The sequence below is a fragment of the Streptomyces sp. NPDC048057 genome (assembly GCF_040653095.1).
Lineage (GTDB): Bacteria > Actinomycetota > Actinomycetes > Streptomycetales > Streptomycetaceae > Streptomyces.
The window spans coordinates 295,308-302,826 of sequence record NZ_JBEZNF010000006.1 but is presented as its reverse complement, the minus strand read 5'-3'; the positions used below and the strand labels follow the sequence as shown (position 1 = coordinate 302,826).

The following is a 7,519-nucleotide window of genomic DNA, read 5'->3' as shown; positions in this document are numbered from 1 at the left end:
AGGCAAGCTCATTGCAAGCCGTGCAGCGCAGCCACTGCGGGAAGGGGGTTACGGGCACGCCGATCCGTGCCGCGTTCCCCTTCGGGTCGGTGTCCTCGTAGACGGTGAGATGGGCGACGAGGTTCGGCGCCTCGGCCGTCCCGCACGGGACGATCACTTTGGTCCGCAGGTCACCGATGACGCCTGCGCCCTCGAAGGGCAGCTTGAGTTCCCGTTTGTCGGTGACCTTGAAGCCGGTGTCGTCCTTCATCGGATCGCGGAACACGTCCTCGTGGATGACCATCGCCTCAAGGACGGACGCCTCGTCCACGGCGACACCGCAGGTGATCCAGGCGTCGGTCAGGGTGAACTCCTTGTACGACAACTGGATCTCCTTCCCATCGGGCAGTAGCGGGGCGAGGTCCTTCTCCGGCATGGGGACGCCGCAGAGGTCCTTCGGGACGGCGTAGTCGCGGCCACCGTCGGAACAACCGGCGAGGAGGAGCGCCATGAGGGCGAGGGCGCCCACGGGCCGCAGGCGTCGCCGTGTCGTCTTCGCTCGCATCACTGGATCCCCGCCACTCCTTCGGCCTTCTTGTTCCCGTCGTTCGCCGCGGCGGCGATCTGATCGTAGACGCCCTGGTTCTTTGAGTAGCCCTCGTGGTCGGGGTCCTTGGCCCACTCCTCGTTGACCTGGTACCACTCGTCGGCCAGGCCCATCAATTGCCCGTTGCGCTTGTCGTAGGTCTTCTGGTGGTCGGCCGTGGCCTTCTCGTTGATGCGCTCCGACTCCTGGTTCAGCCAGGCCGTCGTCGCCGCGTCGACCCCGCGCTGCAAGGGGTCGCCGACCAGGCCCCCGCCGAGGGGCGTCACGGCGCCGCCGACGAGGTGGTACGTCCACGTCTTCTTCCAGGACGCGTCGGTCAGGTCGTTCCCCTTCTGGTCGTTGGTGGCCTGGTAGCGGGCCTCCTCCAGGAAGCCGATGGTGCGTCCCGCACGGTTCAGGCTGTCCTCCGGATGGTCCTTCTCCGTGTGGATGTCGTGGCGGATCGCGTAGTTCATCTGCTCGTTGAGCAGGCCGTAGGACTGCTGGTTGCGGGATATCTGCTTGCTGACCTCCATCAGCTGTCCCGCGTCGAGTTCGCCCTTGTTCATGGGGTGGCTCATGCTGCGGTGCACGGCCTCGCCGTGGTTGCCCATGGCGCGGGCCATGTCGTCGCGCAGCTCCGGCGGGAAGTCGTTGCCCGCCGCCGCCAGGTGCTCCAGCGAGCGCTTCATGGCCTCGCGGTGCTCTGGCGTGTGCTCGACGAACCGCGCGCCCTCGGCTCCGGGATCGCTGATGCCCGAAACGGCCGCGAACATCGCCCGGCCCGTCGCGTCCAGCGCCTCGTTCGGCCCGTCGTGCAGCGGGGAGTCGTCGAAGGTGGAGCGGTCCTTGAGCACCCAGGCGGCGTTGTCCTGCGGCTCGGTGGTGGTGAAGAAGTCGGTCGCCGCGTCCGGGTTGCGGGTCAGGGCGGTCATGAAGCCGGTCATCGGGTCGCGGCCGAGTTCCCTGTCGTCCAGGAAGTTCATCTTCGGCATGGGCGGCCCGCCGACCCCGCCGTTCCAGTGCCGGTCCGGGAGCTTCATCTCCTTCTCCCGGCCCACCAGCGCATTGCCGTACTCGTTCAGGAACCGGGCGTCCCAGTCGCCCGAGCGCATCAGGTTGCTCATGACCTGGTACCCGTACACCGTGCTGCCGCGGTTCTGGTACCGCTCGTCGGAGAGGTGCACCATGTCGTCCTCCCACTGCCGCATCGCGGGGCTGTCGGACCGCGTCGCGCCGGCGAGGGTCAGGCCCAGCTGGCGCTGGAGGGTGCCGAGCTGCTCGGGGGAGGTGCGCACCAGGTCCTTGGTGGTCGCGGGGTCCGCGACGTCGGACCAGAATGCGAGCACGCCCTTGGGGCCCAGCGACGTGGCGAACCGCTCCTGGAACAAGGGGTTGGCCGCGTTCGCCGCCAGCGTGGAGTTGAGCCTCGTCAGCTCAGCGGGCGACATCTCGTCGCCCTTCTCCTTGATGAGCTTCGCCGCGTCCTCCGCCTCCCGGATGGCCTTGGCCGCGGAGTCCCGGTCCTGGTACGTCACGTCGGAGAAGCCGAACTCGGCGTGGTCGGCGATCATCCGCAGTGTCTGGGCGGCGGACGAGTCGCTCTCCGTCGCCCCGTCGAGGATGCGCTGGACCTCGTCGCGCAGGTCGTCGACGTCCTGCTGCGAGTGCTCGGGGACCTTGGTGCCGGCGGCGGCGCGATCCGGGTGCACGAGCATCGTCACCGTGAAGCCTCCCCCCGCGGTGGGCCTCACGGTGATGTTCTTCCCGGTGCCGCGGTCGATGGCCCGGCCGAGCTGCCCCCGGTAGCTGACGAGTTCGTCGTGGGTGTCCCGGAGGATGTCGCGGATCGTCGTCGCCTGGCTGACGGCGTCGGTGAACTCGCCGGCGGTCTTGGCGATGAAGGCCCGGGACACGGTCGCGTTGACGCCCGCCCAGTCGGCCTTGTCGGCCTTGGCCTTCATGTCGTCGCGGGCGTCCGTCTCGATCTCCTTGAGCCGGTCCACCACCCCGGACCAGGCGGCGACGGCCTGGTTGAGCAGCGTGAAGTTCCCCTGGCGCAGCGTGTCGAGGTCCATCAGCGCCGGCCGCCTTCCTGGAAGCCCTTGTCGAGGTCCGCGATGGAGCTGACGGTGGAGGCGATGTGGTACTCGTCCCCGGCGTGGGCGTTCCGGGTGAAGTCCATGTGGTTGGAGATGTGCGCACAGGCGTCCAGCAGCGTCTGCAACTGCCTCTCCCAGCGCTTTTGCACGTGGTCGAGACCGCCGCCGAGCTCGAAGCCCTGGGTCCTGAGGCTGGTGGCCGCGTTCTGGCTGGGGGACCAGGCGTCACGGCCGTGCCGGCCGAGCTTCTCGAAGAGCTTGAACGCGCTGTCCCCCACGGCGGCGAGGTCCTGCTGGTCCACCTTCAGATCACCCTGCCCGCCCGCACCGCCGCCGGTGGCGGGCGCCCGGTTGAGCTGCATCTCCGCGCTGCTGCGCTGTGCTGCCTCGTTCTTGAGCTGGTGCCATTCGTCCCAGGACATGACGGATGCCTCTCTTCGCGGTGTGCCGGCCGGTCCGACCCGCGCGCGGCGGGGCCCGTACGGGGAGCGGCACAGCACCGGAAGCGGGCTGTACGTGAAGGGGGGTGCGGCACTAGAGGGCTCCCGGGCAGGTCGGACTCACTGCCGACCAGACTTCCCGGCGCACCCCGCCGCAGCATACGTGCTCGTCGGACGGTGGATGGGCCCGGTGTGAGCCAGCGCACCGGCGGCATTCGCGTTAGCGGCGGTTAACCTGCTGGCATGACCTCTGCATCCGTCACCACCGTGACCCTCGAAGTCTCCGACGGCGTCGGGACGATCCGGCTCGACCGTCCGCCGATGAACGCGTTGGACATCGCGCTCCAGGACCGGCTGCGCGAGCTGGCCGAAGAGATCGGGCGGCGGGACGACGTGCGGGCCGTGGTCCTGTACGGCGGGGAGAAGGTGTTCGCCGCGGGGGCGGACATCAAGGAGATGCAGACGATGGACCACGCCGCGATGGTGGTCCGCTCCCGTGGGCTCCAGGAGGCGTTCACCGCCGTCGCGCGGATTCCGAAGCCGGTGGTGGCCGCGGTCACCGGGTACGCGTTGGGCGGCGGTTGCGAGCTGGCGCTCTGCGCCGACTTCCGGATCGCCGCGGACGACGCCAAGCTCGGGCAGCCGGAGATCCTGCTGGGGCTGATCCCGGGCGCGGGCGGCACCCAGCGGCTGGCGCGGCTGGTGGGGCCGTCGAAGGCGAAGGACCTGATCTTCACCGGGCGTCAGGTGCGGGCTGCGGAGGCGCTGGAGATCGGGCTGGTGGACCGGGTGGTGCCGGCGGCCGAGGTGTACGAACAGGCGCGGGCGTGGGCCGCGAAGCTGGCGAAGGGGCCGGCGTTGGCGCTGCGGGCCGCGAAGGAGTGCGTGGACGCGGGGCTGGAGACGGACGTCGAGACCGGGCTGGCGATCGAACGGAACTGGTTCGCCGGGCTCTTCGCGACGGAGGACAAGGAGCGCGGGATGCGCAGCTTCGTCGAGGAGGGACCGGGCAAGGCGGTCTTCCGCTGACGTCCGCCACCCCCGCGGACCCCGACATCGCCGCCACCCCGCGCTCCGGACCCCTGAAGCTGACTCGTACGAGGGTGAGTCGGGGCGGCGGGGATGGCCGGTAAGGGTGAGTCTTCCTTATTGCTGCCTTAAGACCACCTTAAGGGTCGTGCAATCCCACAAGGCTTCCGAGAGACCTTGTTGACAGGGTGTCAACGCAGTTCACGGTGGGCACGACGGTCCCTATGGGGTCCATGTCATATGCCAACAGGCGCCCGCGGAGCAGCTCGTTCCGGGAGTCGTATTCCGCTGGTTCGGTCACGGAAACCGCCCCTGACGGCCATGATGGGGGCATGGCGGGCCTCGAAGGTGTGGAACAGCCGCGGCAGCGCGCCGGCGCGACCGCTACGCGGTGGGTGACGGCCATCGAGGACGACCAGGCGCACAAGGCGCTGGAGCTCTTCGGAGACCCGACCGAGGCCGAGGTGCTGTTGCCGTCCCGGCCGGAATCCGCCGCCATCGCCCGCCGCCTCACCCACTCCGTGGTCGTACGGCAGTGGGCGCTCTCCGTGCAGCTGGCCGAGTCCGCCGTGCTGCTCGTCTCGGAACTCGTCGGGAACGCTGTCCGGCACACCGGCGCCCGGTCCTTCGGGCTGCGGATGTCGCGCCGCCCGGGCCTGATCAGGGTCGAGGTCCGGGACCCTTCGCGCGGGCTGCCCTGTCTGCTCCCCGTGCAGCCGCTGGACGTCAGCGGGCGCGGGCTCTTCCTCGTGGACGAGCTGTCCAGTCGCTGGGGCGTCGACCTGCTGCCGCGCGGCAAGACCACCTGGTTCGAGATGCGGGTCCCGCAGCGGCACACCCCACAGCCCTGACGTCCGGCGGACGTTCGACGGAGGGGCCTGGAAACCAGAAGCCCCCGCGCGAACCGGTGTGCGGCCAAACGGGGGGCTTCTGAGGAAGGGCCGCGGCAAAAGGGGTGTGTCCACGACCACTGTCAACGACCGAGCCCGGGTCAAGGGCGGTCGTGCTCCCGACTATGGCAGATAGGGGCACTTCCCCCAAACTCTGCAATCCCCCAAAGGTGAGCAAAGCGGACGCATCTCATGAAGATCTCAGGTGAGATGGCGCACTGGCCTCATAAACATCACCTAAACGCTGCCCTCGATGAACATTTCCCTGTTTCACGCTGAGTGGGCGCGCCTCGCCCGGGTGGCGTCGGAGGCGCCTCGCGAAACTACCTGAATCGGTCTAATCGGTACTTTTTTCGTACTGGCTGTCTAGCGTCCTCAGCTATGACCCCGACCGACCGCCGCCGTGTCCTGCGCGCCGGAGCGGGGGCGGCCCTCGCCGGCGCCCTCGCCTCCGGCTGCGCCGACGGCGGTCGCGCCCCGGGCCCACCGGCGGCCAGCGCCCCCGCCGCCGCGGCCGGCCGCCCGCCCGTCGCCCCCGCCGCCCGGCGCTACCCGGGCCAGCCCGCCCAGATCACCCACGGCCCCACCGACCGCGCCCGGGTCGCCCTGACCTTCCACGGCGGCGGCGACCCGGCGACCGCGCGCGCCGTGCTCGCCGAGGCGGAACGGGCCGGCGCCAAGATCACCGTGCTCGCCGTCGGCACCTGGCTCGACCAGCACCCCGAGATGGCCCGCCGGATCCTCGACGGCGGCCACGACCTCGGCAACCACACCCTGAACCACGTCACGATCAACGAGCTGCCGGAGGACGAGGCGTACGCCGAGATCACCGGGTGCGCCGACCGGCTGCACCGGCTCACCGGTTCCATCGGCACCTGGTTCCGCCCCTCGCGCACCGACTCCGCGACGCCCCTCGTCACCCGGCTCGCCCAGCGCGCCGGCTACCCCCACGTCCTCTCGTACGACCTGGACTCCCTCGACTCCACCTCGCCCGGCGCCACGGCCGTGACCCGCACTGTCGCCGGGCAGATCCAGCGCGGATCGGTGGTCAGCCTGCACTTCGGCTATGCGGACACGGTCGCCGCACTGCCCGCCCTCCTCGACGACCTCCACCGCCGCGGACTGCGCGCGGTGACCACCACGGAGCTGCTGAGCTGATGCGCATCCCCCTGCCGTCCCCGTCGCCCCCGTCATCCCTGCCGTCCCCGGCCCGCTCCCGCCGGCCCGCCCGGCTCTCCCGGCGCAGTCGGGTGGTGTGTGCCGGGGCCCTGCTCGCCCTGGTCGCCGGCTGCGGCGCCGACGCCGGCCAGTCCACCCGGACGGACGCGTCCAAGGCCGCCGCGGCGAAGAAGGCCACCAAGCCCGCCGCCCCGCCCGGGCTGCCCGGGATGCCGCCGGTGCTCGACCCGAAGGACATCTACGCGGCGGACCGCCCGGGCGCGCTCTCCCCGGTGGTGAAGGGCTTCCCGACGAAGGTGTACGTCCCCAACACCAACTCCAACACCGTGTCCGTGATCGACCCCGCCACCTACGAGGTGGTGGACACCATCGACGTCGGGATCCAACCGCAGCACGTCGTCCCCTCCTGGGACCTGAAGACCCTGTGGGTGAACAACAACCGCGGCCACACCCTCACCCCCATCGACCCCGCCACCGGCAAGGCCGGCAAGGAGGTCGAGGTCCACGACCCGTACAACCTGTACTTCACGCCCAACGGCAAGCACGCGGTCGTCATGGCCTCCATGGACCGCGAGCTGGTCTTCCGCGATCCGCACACCATGGACCGGGTCAAGACCACCCCCGTGACCTGCTACGGCGTCAACCACGCCGACTTCTCCGCCGACGGGCGGTACTTCATCGTCTCCTGCGAGTTCTCCGGCGAGCTGCTGAAGGTCGACACGGAGAAGATGGAGGTCGTCGGCCAGCAGAAGCTGCCCTTCGAGGGCGCCATGCCGCAGGACGTGAAGCTCTCCCCGGACGGCAGGACCTTCTACGTGGCCGACATGATGGCGCACGGGGTGTGGGTGCTCGACGGGGAGAAGTTCACCACCCCCACGCTGCTGCCCACCGGCGAGGGCGCCCACGGCCTCTACATCAGCCGCGACTCCAAGGAGATGTACATCCCCAACCGCGGCGAGGGCTCCGTCTCCGTCTTCGACTTCCCGCAGAACAAGCTCACCAAGAAGTGGTGGCTCCCGGACGGCGGCAGCCCCGACATGGGCGGGGTCTCCGCCGACGGCAAGGTGCTCTGGCTGTCGGGCCGGTACGACGCCGAGGTGTACGCGATCGACACGAAGACCGGCAGGCAACTGGCCCGGATCCCGGTGGGCGACGGCCCCCACGGGCTCGCCTTCTACCCCCAGCCCGGCCGCTACTCCCTGGGGCACACCGGCGTCTTCCGGTGAGCGGCGGGGGCCGCTCCGCTGCCGCGGCGAACACTCCTGCGTCAGCCGTGCGCCCCAACTCGCCCACCAACCGGTGATGTTGTCCGGC

7 protein-coding genes are annotated in these 7,519 nt (G+C 70.1%); 4 read left to right on the top strand and 3 right to left on the bottom strand.

What is annotated here, in order from left to right; all coding sequences use genetic code 11:
- The 3 genes from AB0E05_RS09525 to AB0E05_RS09515 all read right to left on the bottom strand — a co-directional run.
- A partial coding sequence (locus tag AB0E05_RS09525) for a hypothetical protein (protein ID WP_361961056.1) occupies window positions 1-544 on the bottom strand: 544 nt, incomplete at its 3' end.
- A complete protein-coding gene (locus tag AB0E05_RS09520; RefSeq protein ID WP_361961054.1) occupies window positions 544-2,643 on the bottom strand; it encodes a hypothetical protein in 2,100 nt (699 codons plus the stop codon). The genes AB0E05_RS09520 and AB0E05_RS09525, both read right to left, overlap by 1 nt.
- A complete protein-coding gene (locus AB0E05_RS09515; protein WP_361961052.1) occupies window positions 2,643-3,089 on the bottom strand; it encodes a hypothetical protein in 447 nt (148 codons plus the stop codon). Before AB0E05_RS09515 ends, AB0E05_RS09520 begins: the two co-directional genes overlap by 1 nt.
- 261 nt (window positions 3,090-3,350) lie before the next feature.
- Between AB0E05_RS09515 and AB0E05_RS09510 the strand changes: the two genes are divergently transcribed.
- From AB0E05_RS09510 to AB0E05_RS09495, 4 genes are all read left to right on the top strand, one after another.
- A complete protein-coding gene (locus AB0E05_RS09510) occupies window positions 3,351-4,136 on the top strand; it encodes an enoyl-CoA hydratase-related protein (RefSeq protein ID WP_361961050.1) in 786 nt (261 codons plus the stop codon).
- 332 nt (window positions 4,137-4,468) lie between these two features.
- Window positions 4,469-4,987: an ATP-binding protein gene (locus AB0E05_RS09505; RefSeq protein WP_361961048.1), complete on the top strand. Its 519-nt coding sequence runs from the start codon at window positions 4,469-4,471 to the stop codon at window positions 4,985-4,987.
- A 420-nt stretch (window positions 4,988-5,407) separates the two neighbouring features.
- The gene (locus AB0E05_RS09500) at window positions 5,408-6,184 is read left to right on the top strand and encodes a polysaccharide deacetylase family protein (RefSeq protein WP_361961046.1); all 777 of its coding nucleotides are present in this window, start codon (window positions 5,408-5,410) and stop codon (window positions 6,182-6,184) included.
- Window positions 6,184-7,431 (top strand): hypothetical protein, encoded by a 1,248-nt coding sequence (locus AB0E05_RS09495; RefSeq protein WP_361961044.1) that lies wholly within the window; start codon window positions 6,184-6,186, stop codon window positions 7,429-7,431. The genes AB0E05_RS09500 and AB0E05_RS09495 overlap by 1 nt, the downstream gene beginning before the upstream one ends.
- Window positions 7,432-7,519: the final 88 nt, after the last annotated feature.

Excerpts from the sequence above, each read along its gene's own strand:
- AB0E05_RS09500 (WP_361961046.1), top strand. The coding sequence starts at position 5,408 with ATGACCCCGACCGACCGCCGCCGTGTCCTGCGCGCCGGAGCGGGGGCG.
- AB0E05_RS09505 (WP_361961048.1), top strand. The coding sequence starts at position 4,469 with ATGGCGGGCCTCGAAGGTGTGGAACAGCCGCGGCAGCGCGCCGGCGCG.
- AB0E05_RS09515 (WP_361961052.1), bottom strand. The coding sequence starts at position 3,089 with ATGTCCTGGGACGAATGGCACCAGCTCAAGAACGAGGCAGCACAGCGC.
- AB0E05_RS09495 (WP_361961044.1), top strand. The coding sequence starts at position 6,184 with ATGCGCATCCCCCTGCCGTCCCCGTCGCCCCCGTCATCCCTGCCGTCC.
- AB0E05_RS09520 (WP_361961054.1), bottom strand. The coding sequence starts at position 2,643 with ATGGACCTCGACACGCTGCGCCAGGGGAACTTCACGCTGCTCAACCAG.
- AB0E05_RS09510 (WP_361961050.1), top strand. The coding sequence starts at position 3,351 with ATGACCTCTGCATCCGTCACCACCGTGACCCTCGAAGTCTCCGACGGC.